This window comes from Neolewinella sp., from assembly GCF_965214665.1.
In the GTDB taxonomy this organism is placed as follows: Bacteria; Bacteroidota; Bacteroidia; order Chitinophagales; family Saprospiraceae; genus Neolewinella.
In genome coordinates this window covers 2,781,015-2,797,384 of record NZ_OZ243970.1, presented here as the reverse complement: position 1 = coordinate 2,797,384, position 16,370 = coordinate 2,781,015, and the positions used below count along the sequence as shown (strand labels likewise).

At 60.1% G+C, this 16,370-nt stretch carries 11 protein-coding genes; 3 read left to right on the top strand and 8 right to left on the bottom strand.

Features of this window, described 5'->3' with window-relative positions; genetic code table 11:
• Positions 1-9: 9 nt before the first annotated feature.
• The 5 genes from ACOOHD_RS12060 to ACOOHD_RS12040 all read right to left on the bottom strand — a co-directional run bounded on the left by ACOOHD_RS12060 (position 10) and on the right by ACOOHD_RS12040 (position 6,620).
• Entirely contained in the window at positions 10-3,012 is a 3,003-nt protein-coding gene (locus ACOOHD_RS12060) for a glycoside hydrolase family 3 N-terminal domain-containing protein (RefSeq protein ID WP_420458132.1), read from the bottom strand.
• A 116-nt stretch (positions 3,013-3,128) separates the two neighbouring features.
• The gene (gene glyA / locus ACOOHD_RS12055) at positions 3,129-4,418 is read right to left on the bottom strand and encodes a serine hydroxymethyltransferase (RefSeq protein ID WP_420458131.1); all 1,290 of its coding nucleotides are present in this window, start codon (positions 4,416-4,418) and stop codon (positions 3,129-3,131) included.
• Between the two features lie 112 nt (positions 4,419-4,530).
• Positions 4,531-5,616, bottom strand: coding sequence for a recombinase RecA (gene recA, locus ACOOHD_RS12050; RefSeq protein WP_420458130.1), 1,086 nt, complete (start codon positions 5,614-5,616; stop codon positions 4,531-4,533).
• A 162-nt stretch (positions 5,617-5,778) separates the two neighbouring features.
• Positions 5,779-6,144, bottom strand: coding sequence for a nucleotide pyrophosphohydrolase (locus ACOOHD_RS12045; protein WP_420458129.1), 366 nt, complete (start codon positions 6,142-6,144; stop codon positions 5,779-5,781).
• 5 nt (positions 6,145-6,149) lie between these two features.
• Positions 6,150-6,620, bottom strand: a complete 471-nt coding sequence (locus ACOOHD_RS12040; RefSeq protein WP_420458128.1) for a hypothetical protein — start codon at positions 6,618-6,620, stop codon at positions 6,150-6,152.
• Between the two features lie 555 nt (positions 6,621-7,175).
• Between ACOOHD_RS12040 and ACOOHD_RS12035 the strand changes: the two genes are divergently transcribed.
• Positions 7,176-7,493, top strand: a complete 318-nt coding sequence (locus ACOOHD_RS12035; RefSeq protein WP_420458127.1) for a hypothetical protein — start codon at positions 7,176-7,178, stop codon at positions 7,491-7,493.
• 177 nt (positions 7,494-7,670) lie between these two features.
• Here ACOOHD_RS12035 and polA read toward each other — a convergent pair whose 3' ends face one another.
• The gene (gene polA / locus ACOOHD_RS12030; RefSeq protein ID WP_420458126.1) at positions 7,671-10,499 is read right to left on the bottom strand and encodes a DNA polymerase I; all 2,829 of its coding nucleotides are present in this window, start codon (positions 10,497-10,499) and stop codon (positions 7,671-7,673) included.
• 188 nt (positions 10,500-10,687) lie between these two features.
• On the opposite strand from polA, the gene ACOOHD_RS12025 reads away from it, so the two are divergent.
• Positions 10,688-11,266, top strand: a complete 579-nt coding sequence (locus ACOOHD_RS12025; protein WP_420458125.1) for a transposase — start codon at positions 10,688-10,690, stop codon at positions 11,264-11,266.
• Between the two features lie 116 nt (positions 11,267-11,382).
• Here the strand turns inward: ACOOHD_RS12025 and ACOOHD_RS12020 are convergent, their stop codons facing one another.
• Positions 11,383-12,726: a YfcC family protein gene (locus ACOOHD_RS12020; protein WP_420458124.1), complete on the bottom strand. Its 1,344-nt coding sequence runs from the start codon at positions 12,724-12,726 to the stop codon at positions 11,383-11,385.
• Positions 12,727-12,967: 241 nt separating this feature from the next.
• Between ACOOHD_RS12020 and ACOOHD_RS12015 the strand changes: the two genes are divergently transcribed.
• Positions 12,968-14,449, top strand: a complete 1,482-nt coding sequence (locus tag ACOOHD_RS12015; RefSeq protein ID WP_420458123.1) for a S10 family peptidase — start codon at positions 12,968-12,970, stop codon at positions 14,447-14,449.
• Position 14,450: 1 nt separating this feature from the next.
• Here the strand turns inward: ACOOHD_RS12015 and ACOOHD_RS12010 are convergent, their stop codons facing one another.
• Positions 14,451-16,244 (bottom strand): ABC transporter ATP-binding protein, encoded by a 1,794-nt coding sequence (locus tag ACOOHD_RS12010; protein ID WP_420458122.1) that lies wholly within the window; start codon positions 16,242-16,244, stop codon positions 14,451-14,453.
• Between the last annotated feature and the right edge of the window lie 126 nt (positions 16,245-16,370).

Genomic DNA, 16,370 nt, shown 5'->3' with positions numbered 1-16,370 from the left:
AGCACAACCCTACGGCCGGTTACTAAGCCGCGCCGTGGCATCATCGCGACTGACGCGTGGCTTAGCGGAACGGATGGGGGCCAGGGCTTCGTAGGCAGCCGCTTGGGTCTTGACCCGGATGTTCATCTTCGCCAGCTTGTTGTTCTCCATACTGGGGTAGGTACGGTTGGAGAGGAAGACGTAGACGAGTTGCTCCTCGGGATCAGCCCATACGGCGGTACCGGTGAAGCCCAGGTGGCCGAAGGTACTAGTGGAGGCGTCCTCGGCGACGTTCAGCTTGCGGTTGTCGTCTAGGTTCTTCATGTCGAAGCCCAGGCCACGTCGTAATTCTCCCGGGTAGCGTGTAGTAAAGAGCTGTACGGTAGCGGGGGAAAGATACTGTCGGCCGCCGTAACTACCTTCCTGCAGCAACATCTGAAATAGCGCCGCTAAATCGTGGGCGTCGCCAAAGAGCCCCGCGTGCCCGCTGACCCCCCCCATCATACCGGCCCCCATGTCGTGTACGTAGCCCTGCACGGCGGCCATGCGGAAGTAATTGTCAATCTCGGTGGGCGGGATCCGGTCACGGTCGACGGATCGTAGCGGGTTGTACCGTAGCGATTCCAGCCCCATGGGGTAGTAGAAGTTGCGCGCGGCGTACTCATCCACGGTCAGTCCGCTTACCCGGTCGACTAGTTTTGCTAGTAGATAAAAACCCAGGTCGCTGTAGCGGTAGCGCCCCACGTTGGGCAGGGGGCTATCGTAGATTTGTTGCCAGACAGCGTCGACATGCGCTTTATTCATGAACAGTTTGTCCGTGACCGGAATGACGAAGTTGCCCGTCTGTACGGTGCGGTAGAACTGGGAGCTTGGCTTGCGATTTGCCCCCAGGGTGTAGCGGTAAAAGGGGATCCAGCTGTGGAGCCCGGAATGGTGAGCGAGCACGTCGCGGATGATCAAGGACGATTTGTTGCTACCGGCCAGCTCAGAGAGGTAGTGTCCCAGTGGCTTATCCAGGTCGATCTTGCCCTCGTCCACCAACTTCATGATGCACAGCGTGGTGGCGGCCACCTTGGTGACGGAGGCCAGGTCGTAGACGTCGTTCACGCGCACTGGGCGACTGCGGGGGCTGTAGGTATGGCGCCCGTAGGCTTTTTCAAAGACGATCTTGCCGTTGCGGGCTACCAGTACGACCATGCCGGGGGTAGCCTTCTGCCGTATGGCATCAGCGGCAATGGCATCGACGCGCTCGGTAAGCCGCTCACCGTCCATATCTACACTTTCCGGACTGCCGTAGCCCATGCGGAAGTTGGCGGTGGTCTCCAGGCCGGCGTTATAGGGCGACTTGGCGCTGGCCGTTACGGGTAGGCGACCAGTGATGCGGTTGGCTCCGAAGAGGGCCTGGGCAGCAGCGTCCTGGGCAACCTCGTCGCGGGTGTAGGCTTCCAGCACGGTGCCGAAGGGATCAAGTTCTTTGAGGCTGTAGGGGTTACCGAATACAGTGAGGACGAGCTTGGCGCGCCCGTCGATCTCCCGCAGCAGGCTTAATACCTCCGCTGAAAGGGGCACTTTTTCAATGAAGCGGCTGCCGTCGCTGTACAAACTGGCGAGTACTACGTCATTGGGTTTGATTCGTTCGAGCACTTGCTTTTGCTCGGTGGCGGTGGGCTTATTGCCGGCGATCAGGTGGGTGATTTGTCCGTAATCATCCAAGCGCTCGGTGAAGGGCATGGTCTTGGACGCTCCGATCTGTAGACTGACGAGCTTGCCATCGGTGGGCGTCTGTACGGGCACCAGACCGGCCTCGTCGCGTACCAGCGTCATAGCGGCCTCGAAGAGCTCCTGCTTGAGTGATTGGGCCCGGGGGCTATTGAGATCGGCGCGTAGACCGGCTACGGCGGGAAAGCTGGGTTTGGTGAGCCCGAGGCGGTATTTGGCCAGGAGTACGCGGCGTACTTTCTCCTCTAAGCCCTGCTGGGTAATCTTGCCATCGGCCAGGTACTGCTTAATGGCGCGGAAGGCGGCCCCGATGTCTTCGGGTAGCAGCAGGATATCGGAGCCGGCCGCGATGGCCTCCGCTTCTACCTCGCCGTCCCCGTAGTGCTTGGTCACGCCCTTCATTTCCAGTCCGTCGGTGAAAATCAGACCAGTAAAGCCGAGGTCCTTACGCAGGAGGTCGGTAACGATGGGCTTGCTCAGCGAGGAGGGTCGGTTAGGGCGGGGGTCGAGGGCGGGGATTTGCAGGTGAGCGGCCATCATACTACCGATGCCGTACCGAATCAACGCCCGGAAGGGGTAGAGCTCGATGCTATCGAGGCGGGCGCGGCTGTGGTTGATCACCGGCAGGTCGAAGTGACTGTCGACGTCCGTATCGCCATGACCCGGAAAGTGCTTGGCGCTGGCCAGGATTCCGTTGTCCTGCAGCCCCTTCATATACATGTAGCCCTTAGCGGTGACATTGTAACGGTCCTCCCCAAAGGAGCGGGTGGCAATGACGGGGTTATTCGGATTGTTGTTGACGTCCAGCACGGGACTAAAGCTCACATTGACGCCCAGGCGGTGCATCTGCCGGGCGATCTCGGCGCCCATGTCGTAGATCAGCTGGTTGTTGCGGATGGCTCCCAGGGCGAGCTGCTTAGGGTAGGAGATGGTCTGGTCCGGTAGGCGCATGCCAAGGCCCCATTCAGCATCCATACTCACCAGTAGGGGCAGCCTGCTCTGTGCCTGATAACGATTCGTGAGCTCGAGTTGCTTTTCGGGAGTGCCCTGAAAGAAGCAGAGGCCACCGACGTGGTAGTCCCTGATCTGGCGCTCGACACCGGCCTCGTGCTCGGCCCCCAGGTCGCTATGAGCGCGGATCATGAACAGCTGACCGAGCCGTTCATCCTCATTCATCGCCTGGTAGACCGAGTCTACCCACCGCTGCTCGCTACTGGAGAGCTGAGATAAATCACCACGATAAACCTGCTGGGCAAAAAGAGAAGTAGGAAGCTGTAAGGCAAGAAGTAAAAGCGCGGTGCAAAAGACCTTCATGAGACTGGGGGGAGTAAGCGGGCGGGGTAAACGACGAACCGAACCGCAAGGTAGGATTCCAGAACATAACGCCATCAATATACTATCCAGATACGAAGGGGAAGTTAAAAATTTGGCTAACCCACCAACTCGCCTTCATATAGCGGGAAGCGCTCCATAAAATTATGCACCTCGCCGCGGATCTCCGCTAGCATGCCTTCATCGGTTGGATTATCAATCACGCGGTCGATCCACTCCACCGTCTGCCGGCAGTCCTGCTCGGTAAAGCCGCGCGTGGTCACGGCCGCCGTACCGATACGGATGCCGCTGGTGACCATGGCCGATTTCTTGTCAAAGGGGACCATATTCTTGTTGAGGGTAATGTCCGCCCGGCCCAGGGCCTCCTCCGCCCCCTTACCGGTGATGTCTTTGTTGCTTAGGTCGATGAGCATGCTGTGGTTGTCGGTGCCCCCGCTGATGATGTGGTAGCCCCGCTCGACTAGTGCCTGGGCCATAGCCTGAGCATTGGCAATTACTTGCTTGCCGTAGGCCTTCCAATCTTCCTGCAGGCATTCTCCAAAGGCGACCGCCTTGCCAGCGATGACGTGTTCCAGCGGACCGCCCTGCATGCCAGGAAAGACCGCGCTGTCCAGTAGCCGACTCATCTTGATCGTCGTGCCCTTCTTGGTGGTCTTACCGAAGGGGTTATCAAAGTCCCGGCCCATCATGATGATGCCGCCCCGGGGCCCACGCAGTGTCTTGTGGGTGGTGCTGGTGACGATGTGGCAGTGGGGGAGGGGATCGTTGAGCAGACCGGCGGCAATGAGCCCGGCGGGGTGGGCAATATCGGCTAGCAGGATGGCCCCGACCTCATCGGCGATCTGGCGGAAGCGGGCGTAGTCCCAGTCGCGACTGTAGGCCGAGGCGCCACAGATGATCATCTTAGGCTCGACCTCGCGGGCCTTTTCCGCTACCTTGTCCATGTTGATTAGCCCCGTCTCCTCCTCGACGCCGTAGAAGTTTGCCTTGAAGTGCTTGCCGCTGAAGTTAGCCGGGTGGCCGTGACTAAGGTGACCGCCGTGGCTCAGACTGAAACCGAGGGTCTTGTCGCCGGGTTTTAGGCAGGCCAGGAAGACCGCCGCGTTGGCCTGGGCACCCGAGTGGGGCTGTACGTTAGCGTACTCCGCGCCAAAGAGCTCGCAGAGCCGGTCGATGGCCAGTTGCTCGATCTCGTCCACGATCTCGCAACCGCCATAGTAGCGCTTGCCGGGGTAGCCCTCGGCGTACTTGTTGGTCAGGCAGCTACCCATAGCCTCCATGACGGCGGCGCTGGTGAAGTTCTCGGAGGCGATGAGCTCGATGCCGCGGCGCTGGCGTTCGAGTTCACGGTCGATGCGGTCGAATACGGCGGAGTCACGGCGGGTCATGGTGGGCGGGATTGAGACGTAAAGTTACCGCTTCGGGCGTAAAAGAAAAGCCCGTCCTGACCGGAGTCGGGACGGGCTACTATGATTGTTCGCAGTATCGTTAACGCGGTACTTACGCCTCTGCCTCGGCCACCTCGGCATCGGCGGGCTTACCCTTACCGTTGCGGTTGGCGCGGGCTTCTTCGTCCATGCCCATTAGCTTGGTCTTGATCTTAGCTTCGATCTCGTCGGCCAGATCGGGGTTGTCCAGCATAAACTGCTTGGCGGCCTCGCGGCCCTGAGCAATCTTGGCGTCGTCGTAGCCGTACCAGGCACCGGATTTGGTGATGATGTCCTGATCGACTCCTAGGTCGACGATCTCGCCTACCTTGGAGATACCCTCGCCGTACATGATATCGAACTCGGCGATGCGGAAGGGAGGAGCTAGCTTATTCTTAGCCACCTTCACCTTGACGTGGTTACCCACGACGTTGCCCTCCTTGTCCTTAATGGCCGCACCCGTGCGCCGGATGTCGATGCGCATCGAGGCGTAGAACTTTAGGGCGTTACCCCCGGTGGTCGTCTCGGGGTTACCGAACATGACGCCGATCTTTTCGCGCAGCTGGTTGATGAAGATGCAGCAGCAACCGGTCTTACCGATGGTACCGGTGAGCTTGCGCATGGCCTGCGACATCAGACGCGCCTGTAGGCCCATCTTGCTGTCGCCCATCTCGCCCTCGATCTCGGCGCGGGGTACCAGGGCGGCTACGGAGTCGACGACGAGGATGTCGACGGCGCCGGAGCGGATGAGGTTTTCGGCGATCTCCAGGGCCTGCTCGCCGTTGTCGGGCTGGCTGATGAGGAGGTTGTCGGTATCTACCCCCAGGCTCTGGGCGTAGAAGCGGTCGAAGGCGTGCTCCGCGTCTACGATGGCGGCAATACCACCGCGCTTCTGGCACTCGGCGATGGCGTGGATAGCCAGGGTGGTTTTACCCGAGCTCTCGGGGCCGTAGATCTCGATGATCCGGCCCTTGGGGAAGCCCCCAATGCCGAGGGCTACGTCGAGCCCCAGGGACCCGGTAGGGATGGCCTCCACGTTGGCGGCCTGTGACTCACCGAGGCGCATGATGGTGCCCTTGCCGTAGGCTTTATCCAGCCGATCGATCGTCATCTGGAGGGCCTTGAGCTTGGCGGCGGTGTCTTTGTGATTATCTGCCATTATCCTGTTTGTTTAAAACTGCTTTTGTTTTGCGACGCTACAAATATAAACACCTTGTTCCAACTGCACAAGCTTTACACCACCTTTTGGCGATAAAAAATGCGCTAATTAGCGATATGTATGTGTTTATAAGTAAATTAGTTACAAAAAGTGTTTGAAAAGTCAGTTCTTTGTCCCTGCGGCCCCGCCCCCCTGTAGCTTGGGGTTGTGGTGGTGGCGGTCGGCGTCGCGGGCGGTCTTCTTCGCCAGGTTCTGGTGGAGGGCCTTGGTAAGGTCGACGCCGGTCTGATTGGCTAGGCAGATGAGTACGAAGAGGACGTCGGCTAGCTCGTCCGCTAACTGGGCGGGGGCGGCGGCGGCATCCTCGGGGCGTTTAAAGGATTGCTCTCCGTACAGCCGGGCCATCAGGCGGGCTACCTCGCCGGTCTCCTCCATGAGGATGGCCGTGTTGGTGAGCTCGCCGTAGTAGCGTACGCCGAGGGTATTGATCCACTCATCTACGGCGGCCTGGGCCTGCTGGATGGTCACCGCGACTAGTAGGAGTCCTTGAGCGTAAAGCTGGTGCCGTTCACCTCGACCGTATCACCGTTGTGCTTGCCGCGTAGGGCCTTATATAAGGGGCTATCGGTGGAGATGCCACGGTACTTCTTGCCGTTTACCTCGAACTCATCACTGGCCGCACCGACGAAGAAGTTGCCCTTATCGGTGATGATGACATCGCCGAGCTGAATTTCCTCGGTGGGCTCGATCTCGTCCAGATTGGCCAGTACGCGAATGTCGTGCTGCAGGGCCTCGACGACGGAGGCGCGGGCCTCGACGCGGTTGATGCTCTGGTCGACCTTACCGTCCTCGAACATATTCTGAACGTTGTCATTGGTCTCCTCCGCCTCGTTCATATCGGCGTTCTGCATGGCTAGCATATTCTGGTAGGAGTTCTCCTTGATGGTGAGGAGCCGAGCGGCTACGGCCTGCTTCTCGGATTGCTGTTGGTCGGTAAGTTGCATGGGTATGTTTTGGGCTGCTTCGGAGCGGCGTGTACAGTGCAACGGTTGGCTCCGGCGCATGTTTGGGACCATAAAATTATCGTATGTGCAAATGAGGCCCTATATTGTGGCATCGTTAACCGGCAGCCTACCTCATCGCTGCCGCCGATAAACCTGCTTATCAGGGAATATTTTCTTCGAAATTCCGCTGAACTGACCACGCTCGTACATTGGGCTCGCAGCTTAGCGTAGTAGCGACTTCCTGTATGGCCTGGCTGTTATCGCGATGCGCGCCAACCCCCTTGGTGCAACTATTCGCACGATCTAAGGTCATGTCTTTTGCTGGGTTTTTGGTTAATGTTCGGGCAAGCTGGTTCTTCCGGCTTGCCTTTTTTATTTTCGCTTCGCGGAAATGAAAAAAGTAGACCCGGCTTTGCCGGGGTAGACCCCTCGCTGGCGCGTTCGGGGGTAGACCGCTTACGCGGGTAGAGCTGCCGCTGTTGGGGCTGCGCGGCTCTGGGCGGCTATGGGTACGTTTTTGTGACCCATCCTCATTTCTACTTGTTGGAGGAGTGTATGGCACGTAGGGGTAAGAACTACACGGAGCGGATGCGGGGGCCGGTGGGGGAATGTGAGCTGTGCGGACGGGTGCGGCCGCTGACGGAGCACCATTTAATTCCGCGGGCCGTGCACCGGAAGAATCAGTTTCAAAAGCAATTCACAAAGGAGGAGATGACGGAGCGGCGCATCAGCATCTGTAGGATGTGCCATAAGGGGATCCACCGTATTATTCCGGATGAGAAGGAGCTGGCGAGAGCCTATAATACGAAGGAGCTGTTACTGGCCGATGAGCGGATTCGACGACACGTGGAATGGGTGGCGAAGCAGCGGTAGACCCGGCTTTGCCGGGGTAGACCCCTCGCTTACGCGTTCGGGGGTAGACCGCTGCGCGGGTAGAGCTGCCGCAGTCATGCCTGCGAGACGAGCTCTAACCCGAAGGGTCTACCTCGCCCTGGCGAGTCTACGCCCGAACGCGCCAGCGAGGGCTCTACCTCCGCAAAGCGGAGTCTACTAATGCGCTTCCAGCCAGTTCTCCCCCACCCCCGTCTCCACCACGATCGGCACGTCCAGGTTGGGGATCGCCTCGCGCATCAGCTCCTCGATTAGTGGCGTGACGGCCTCCACCTCGTCGCGTGGCGCATCAAAGACCAGTTCGTCGTGCACCTGTAGGACCATGCGGGTCTTAAAGTTCTTTTCCCGCAGGGCCCTGTGGATGCGGATCATCGCCAGCTTGATCATATCTGCCGCCGTACCCTGAATGGGCGTGTTCATGGCCATGCGCTCGGCCAGCGCGCGGGCCACGCTCGAGCGGCTGTTGATGTCGCGCAGGGAACGCTTGCGGCCCAGCAGGGTGCTGACGTAACCCTCTTCCTTGGCCTGTTCCACCGTACCGCTCATAAACTGTTTAAGGCCGGTGAACCGCTCGTAGTAGTTGTTGATCAGCTCGCTGGCCTCGGCCCGACTGATCTCCAGCTCTTGGGTTAGCCGCGTCGCTCCGGCCCCGTAGAGGATGGCGAAGTTGATCGTCTTGGCCTGGTAGCGCTGCAAGCGCGTCACCTCCTCGTAGGGCACGTCGAAGATCAGCGCCGCGGTGGCCGTGTGGATGTCCTTGCCCGTCTTAAAGGCATCCAGCATACCCTCATCTTGGCTCAGCGCCGCCACCAGTCGTAGCTCGATCTGGGAGTAGTCGGAGGCTAGCAGGACGTGGTCCTTATCGCGCGGAATGAAGGCTTTACGCACCTCGGCTCCCTCCGGCGTCCGCACGGGAATGTTCTGTAGGTTCGGATTGGCACTGCTCAGTCGGCCCGTAGCCGCGATCGTCTGGTTGAAACTGGAGTGAATACGCCCGTCCTCCTCGTTCATCAGCAGCGGCAGGGCATCGACGTAGGTGCCGATGAGCTTGCTCAGGCTGCGGTGGCGGAGGATCAGCTTCACGATCGGAAAGTCCACGCCGGCCTCCACTAGCGTCGCCTCGTCCGTCTTATACTGCCCGGTCTTGGTTTTGCTGCCCTTGTACGGCACGCCCATACGCCCAAAGAGAATTTCCCCGATCTGCTTCGGCGAGCCGATGTTGAACTCCGAGCCGGCCAGTTGGTACACCTCCTTTTCGATCCTGTGTAGCTCCTCGGTTAGCACCTTGCTGTAGTCGTTCAGGAAGTCACCGTCTACGTTGATGCCCGCCAGCTCGATGTCGCGCAGCACGGGGATCAGCGGGGCCTCTACCGTTTCGTAAAGCTCTACCAGCTCCTCCTCTTCCAATTCGGGCCACAGCGCGTGGTAGAGCCGCAGCGTGATATCGGCGTCCTCGCAGGCGTAGTCGACCACCTTTTCCACCGCCACGTCGCGCATTGTAAGTTGTTTTTTTCCCCTGCCGATCAGGTCTTGGATGGGTACCGGCTTGTAGTTGAGGTACTCCTCGGCCAGTAGGTCCATCTTATGGCGCTTGTCGGGGTGCAGCAGGTAGTGCATCACCATGGTATCCAGCAACTTACCCCGCACGGTGGCCCCGTAGCGTTCCAGCACGATCATGTCGTACTTCAGGTTTTGCCCCACTTTATCAATCGTCTCGTCGGCCAGGACGGGGGCAAATTGCGCCACGATTTTTTCGGCGGCGGCGCGGTCGGCGGGCACGGGTACGTAGTAGGCCTCTCCCGTCTTCCAGGCAAAGCTCATGCCCACCAGCTCGGCCGTCGTGGGGTCTACGCTGGTCGTTTCCGTGTCAAAGGAGAGTACCCGTTGCTGCGTCAGTTGGTCCAGCAGGGCGGCGCGTTCTTCGGGGGTCTCGGCCTTGTGGTACTGCTGTTCGGTATTCTCAAAATTCTGGTCTGCCACGGTGTGTGCGGGCTGCGTCGTTCGGGGTAGGGGCCCTGAACGTAAGCCAGGTGCAACAGCTCGGGGCGGGGACGCAGGTGCAAACAAATCGCCCTGGGCGCTAACCGGTTGCTGCTCGTCCTCGAGTCCCAAAATCTCATTGGCGATACTGCGGAACTCTAGCTCCCGGAATACATCGGTCAGGTACTCCCGGTCGAAGGGCTCGATGAGGTAGGCCCGCTCGTCGAACTGAATGGGCACGTTGATGTCGATGGTAGCCAGCAGCTTACTCAGGCGGGCCTGCTCCTCGAACTCGGTCAGGCGCTCCTTATTCTTGCCCCGGATCTTGTGCTTGTTCGCCAGTAGCTCTTCCATGCTCCCGTACTGCTCGATGAACTTAGCCGCCGTTTTGGGCCCGATGCCCGGTACGCCGGGGATATTGTCCACCGAATCCCCCATCAGCCCCAGCATATCGATCACCTGTAGGGGGTGCTCAATGCCCCACTTCTTCTTGATGTCCTCCACGCCTAGAATCTCGATACCGTTACCCATGCGGCTGGGCTTGTACATGTAGATCTTTTCCTCCACGAGCTGCCCGTAGTCCTTGTCGGGGGTGACCATGTACACCTCGTAACCCTGCCGCGCGGCCTGTTTGGCCAGGGTGCCGATTACGTCGTCGGCCTCGAAGTTCGGCACGATGATGATCGGAATCTTGAAGGCCTGTAGGATCTGGTGCACGTAGGGGAAGGCGATGCCAATATCCTCCGGCTGCTCCTCCCGGTTCGCTTTGTAGTCGGCCGCCAGCTCGTTGCGAAAAGTCGGCCCGTCGGGGTCGAAAACCACGGCCAGGTGGGTAGGCTGCTGGTTTTTCATCAGGTCCCACAGCGTACGCGTGAAGCCGTGCATGGCCGAGGTGTTGATTCCTTTGGAGTTAATCAGCGGCCGGTTGATAAAGGCGAAGTGGGCCCGGTACACCAGGGCGTGGCCGTCGAGCAGGAAGAGGCGTTTGTCGGTAGCGGGGTTGGGCATGGGGTGCAAGATACGGAGGCTGTGTTGCGAGCGAGCGTGATGGGTCGGGCGAGCGTTCGGAGGGAAAACCGGCGCCAGGGCTCGGTTTATCCCTCCGACCGCCGCCAGCAAGGGGTATGGCCGGTGGTCGGTTGGATAAATTGGCTCTCCGAGCTAATTTTCCGTCCGAACACTCGGACGAACACCCTATGTCCCACCGCCCCATCTACCACGTCTACAACCAGGGCAACGACCGCAGACCGATCTTCATCGAAGAAAAAAACTATGGGTTCTTCCTGAATAAGGTACGCCAACGCTTTGCCCACACGGCGGATATCCTGGCATACTGCTTAATGCCGAATCACTTTCACTTCCTGCTGGTGCCTACTCTGCAGGGCTTATCCCCGTCGCGGTCACGCGCACCGGTAGTAAATGCCCCGCGGGAAGAGGCCTTTATTCAGTTGACGCAACTCAGTGTATCCGTGCAGGGTCTACTCTCTGGCTATGCTCAATCTTTCAATAGGCACTACGGACGGAGCGGGTCGTTGTTTCGCCAAAAAACGAAGATGGAGGCTACCGGGCAGTTTCGCGACGATGGGGTGATTATCGATCCTACTCAGCACACTACAAACTGCTTCACTTATATTCACTACAACCCCGTCAAGGCGAATCTTTGTACGCATCCATCGGAATGGGCTTACTCTTCTTTCTTAGAGTACGCGGGTTGGTTGGAGGAAGGGGAAGGGCTCTGTAACGTGGAGTTGGGTCGGCAACTTTGGGGTAAATAGAAGTTTGCTGGGCTTAGCGAGTGGACCACCGCGGCGGAGTCGGTTATTGTACCGGCGGTCGGTCGGGTAAAGCGAGCGCAGCGACGATTTTCCGTCCGAACGCTCGCTCGGCACTATCAACTATACCCCACCGCCACCGCTACCAACAACCCCACCCACGCCCAAACCAGTAACACCCCAGTCAGCGGTAAAATGAAGCGTAGCCAGCGGTCAAAGGGCACCCGGCACACGCCGAGCATGGCGACCAGGCCCCCGAGGGAGGGGTTGAAAAGATTAGTCACCCCGTCCCCGATCTGGAAGGCGAGGATGGAGATCTGCGGACTTAGCTCCAGCGCCCGCCCCAGCGGGATCATCACCGGCAGCGTCGCAAGGGCCTGACCCGAACCACTAGGAATAAGCAGATTGATGCCGCTCTGCCCCACCGACATACCGACCGCCGAGGCGTAAGTGGGCAGCCCATCCAGCGCCTGGGCCAGGCCGTAGCTGATGGTATCCTGAATTTGCCCCTGCTCCATGATCACCTTCACCGTAGCCGCCATACCGATGATGAAGGTAGCCGGTGCCATCTCCGCCACTGCTCGCATGGCCGAATCTGTAAAGTCCCGGGCGGTGAGGCCGCTGGTCAGCGCACTTACTGTAGTGACCACCAGAAAGACCGCCGAGATCTCGTTAATGCCGAAGCCGAGCCGGAACACCCCGAAGAGCACCACCCCCAGCCCCGCCAAAAAGACGCCGAGCAACCACCAGTTGCGACCGGTGATGCGGTAGTCCGCTAGCGGCCGGGATAGCGCTAGGCCCGAGGTATCCAGTCCGCGACCGATTCCCGAAGCAGGGTCTGCTAGTAACCGTCGATAGTAGCGAACGTTATAGTAAGCTGTTATCGCCAGTGCCCCACCGCAGAGGATCGACCGTAGCCACCAACCACTAAACAGCGGTAACCCCGCGATCTCGTGCCCGATACCCACTGTGTAGGGATTGATGGGGCTGAGCCCAAAGGCCACCGTCATACCCCCCAAACTCACCCCGGCCGCCAGCACCAGATCGCCTCCCAACGCTAGTACCACCACGACCGCGATGGGCACCGTAGCGATGTTGTTCTCGTAGCCCACCATGATGCCCAGCAGGCCGTACATGAAGGTGAGTAGTACCAGCAGCAGCTCCGAGCGCTCCGTACCCATGCGGTATACCAGCCGGCCCACCGCATTCTCGATGGTCTGCGTCCGCTCCAGCACCGAGAACATCAGCGCACTGGCCAGGCAGATGAAGATCACCGGCGTAGCCAACCGATAGCCCTCCGGGAAGGCCCGGAACATGGCGAAGGGGCCGACCGGGGTGGGAGAGACCTGCGCGTAACTGTCCGGTACCACCCGCAGCTGCCCGTCGATCTCCGTACGCTCGTAGAGGCCAGCGGGCAGCAGGTAGGTCATGGCCGTCACCGCCACGATGATGGCGAAGAGCATGATGAGAGGTGGGGGTATTTTCTTGATCGGTCAGCAGTTTACACCTTGGGGGCGGCAGTTTACACCTCGGAGGGACTCTCGCTCCGCGAGAGATACCTCCGAGGAGAAACTGCTAACCTACGGTTCCTCCTCGGATGTCTCCCGACGCAGGCGGGGTCATCCGAGGTGTGAACCGTAGGTAGGCGGAGTCATCCAAAGTGTGAACCATAGGTAGCCTACATTAGCAGATATTCCCCACAAGATGAAAGACCTGCTATTCTTACTATTGCTCGCAAGTACCACGCTGCCCCTCACCGCCCAGGAGCACAGCCGCCACCTCCCCCTGGATACGATGATCTTCTCCACGGACCAGGTGACCATCAGGGGCCAGCCCGTACCGTACCGCGTGGAGACTGGCGTACAACCCGTGTACGACGATACCGGCAAAGTGACCGCCGGGCTGCACTACACCTATTACTTACGTACGGATAGTGACGATCCCAACCGTCCCCTACTCATCAGTTTTAACGGCGGGCCGGGCTCAGCTTCTGTGTGGATGCACCTGGCCTACACCGGCCCCAAGGCCCTCAACATCGACCCCGAGGGCTACCCCGTGCAGCCCTACGGCGTGAGCGATAACCCCTACTCGGTGCTGGACGTGACCGATATCGTGTTCGTGAACCCCGTCAATACCGGCTTCAGTCGAATGGTGGAGGGGGCCGACCGGGAGCAGTTTTTCGGCGTGAACCAGGACATCGAGTACCTGGCCGACTGGGTCAGCAACTGGGTAAGCCGGCACGACCGCTGGCGCTCGCCCAAGTTCCTGATCGGGGAGAGCTACGGCACCACCCGCGTCTCCGGACTCGCGCTGGAGCTACAGAACGCCCGCTGGATGTACCTGAACGGCGTGGTGCTGGTCTCGCCCACCGAGATCGGCATCCCCCGCGAGGGGATCGTGGAAGCCGCCAACCGCCTGCCGTACTTCGCCGCCGCCGCCTGGTACCACCGGCAGCTCCCCCCGGAGCTGCAGGAGCGGGAGCTAGAAGACATGCTCGCCGAGGTAGAGACCTACACCCGCGACGAACTACTCCCCGCCCTGGCCTCCGGCATGAACCTAGCCGAGGATAAACGCCAGCAGGTGGCTACCACCGCCGCCCGCTACTCCGGCCTTGACGCTCAGGAGTGGCTGGATAACAACCTGATGCCCACCACCGACTACTTTTGGAAGCACCTGTTGCGCGGCACGGAGGCGGGTGACTATACCGTAGGCCGCCTCGATAGCCGCTACCGGGGCATGGACGCCATGGCCGCCGGAGACTCGCCCGATTACAACAGCGAGCTCACCAGCTGGCTCCACTCCTTCACCCCGGCCATCAACTACTACCTGCGGGAGGAGCTGGGCTTTCGGACCGATTTACAGTACAATATGTTCGGGCCGGTCTACCCCTGGGATCGCTCGGGTAATCAGACCGGCCCCAACCTCCGCCAGGCCATGGCCCAGAATCCCTACCTGAACGTGATGATCCAGTCGGGCTACTTCGACGGAGCCACTAACTACTACGACGCCAAGTACAGCCTCTGGCACCTGGACCCCAGCGGGCGGATGCGCGACCGGCTGAGCTTCAAGGGCTACGAGAGCGGACACATGATGTACCTGAGGCGGCCGGACCTGGAGGCGGCTAATGAGGATCTACGGGAGTTCATTAATAATGCATTACCTGGTGACCGCCCGGCGCGGTACTGAGCTACAGGGCCACCTGCTGCTCGTAAAGCTCACGGAATGCCCCACTATCTGCCAGCAACTCCTCCAGCGTACCCTCGCTACGCACCCGCCCGTCCTCCAGGTAGTAGATATAATCGAACTCCCGCAGCAGGTGCAGTCGGTGCAGGGTACTCACAATAGTCTTATCCGGATAGGCCGCGAAGATGCGCTCGTACACCAGCACCTCCGATTGGGGGTCGAGACTACTGGTCGGCTCGTCCAGCAGCAGCAGGGTGGAGGACTCCGCCGCCAGCAGGCCCCGGGCGATGCTTAGCCGCTGCCGCTGCCCGCCGCTGAGGTTAGCCCCGCCCTCGGAGAGCACGGTATCGAGTCCGTTCTCCGCCTTGCTTACTACGTCCTCCATAGCCGCCAGGTGGATCACCCGCTTGATGGCGGCCGGCTTACGGGCGATGCCCATTAGTAGGTTATGCAGGATGCTATCTTCGAAGATCTCCGGTGACTGCGGGATCAACGTCGTCTGCTCGTACAACTGGGCGGGGGTGTCGATGGGGCGGTCATCGAAGCGCAGCGCGATGTAGTCCGGCGGGTACAGTCCCCGGAGGTTGTAGAGTAAGGTTGTCTTTCCGCTGCCACTGGGCCCGATGAAGGCGATGCGCTTGCCCCGCCCGAGTCGTAGCCGGATGTCGCTCAGCCCCCGACTGTCGTCGTTCTCCTGATCATAGACGAACTGGAGATCGTCGACTCGGATCTCCTGCCAGTCCTTGATTACCGCCGTGCCGACGGGCAGACTCGGTCGCGACCGCCGCCCGTAGGCCTCCGTGATGGGGTCGATGGCTGCCAGGTCAGCCCGCAGCCGGATCACGGTATTGTACTGCCCGGTCAGTGCATTGAACATATTCGCAAACTGATTAACGAAACCGATGAGCGTGACCAGTCCACCCACCAGAAAAACCTCGCCCGGCACGTAGTTTTGGTACACGTACCCGATCACGATCACCACGTACATCACCCCGATCAGAATGCTGGTCGTGAACCACTTTTCTTCGTTGAGTTTGGTGTTGCGCAGAAAGGGCGGCCACACGGCGCGGACGAGCCGGTCGATCCGCTTGGAGGTCTGCCGGCCCAGCCGGAGCGTGGTGACGGTGATGATGTTGCCGAGGTTGTCCGTCAGGCCAGCTAGCAGATCGTTTTCCCGCTCGTTATTCTCGATCGTGGCCGCGATGATCGGCCGGTCGAAGGCCAGCACCGTGAGTACGATCAGCACCCCCGTTGCACCCGCGACCCCGCCAAAAATTGCGGAGAAGTACAGGATGGCCGCAATGGCAAACAGCATGCGCACCAACGTCTGAAAGTAGGTAAAGCCGTTGTCGAAGAAGTTTTTGAGCGCCTCGTAGGCCTTGCGCGTACGGTTGATGGTGTCACCCGAGTGGTGGCGGCGGTGCCAGTCGAGCGGCAGGTGCACCACCCGGTCGTAGGTCTCGGTGAGTAGCCGGCGGCTGATGTCGTAGGCCATGCGGCGCTCCATGAGGCGGGCCGGCCACTGAAAGGCCCAGTGGCCCAGGATGATGGCCAGGTAGGCCCCGCCGTACACCCAGGTGGCGGTGATGAGGTCCCCCTCCCCGGCCTGCAGGTAGTTGATGAAGTAGCCGAAGACGATGGGCTGGAGGGACATGATCAGATTCACGCAGGTGAACATGGCGTAGATGAGTAGGTAGCGGCCGCGCATGCCGCGGGCGTAGTGCCAGGCGGCGGCTAGGAGCTCCTGGTAGGGGTTGCCGGAGAAGTAGGTGCGGACTTGGTGGAGAAGGTCCTTCACGGTGGGGGGAGTGTGGTAGGTGTTGGAGGGTTCACCACAGATGGCCTTACGGCCACACGGAGGGATTCACAGAGGTTGCACAGAGCCGTCGTGATAGGGAGGTTAACGGAGGCCAGCGCCTAGCGG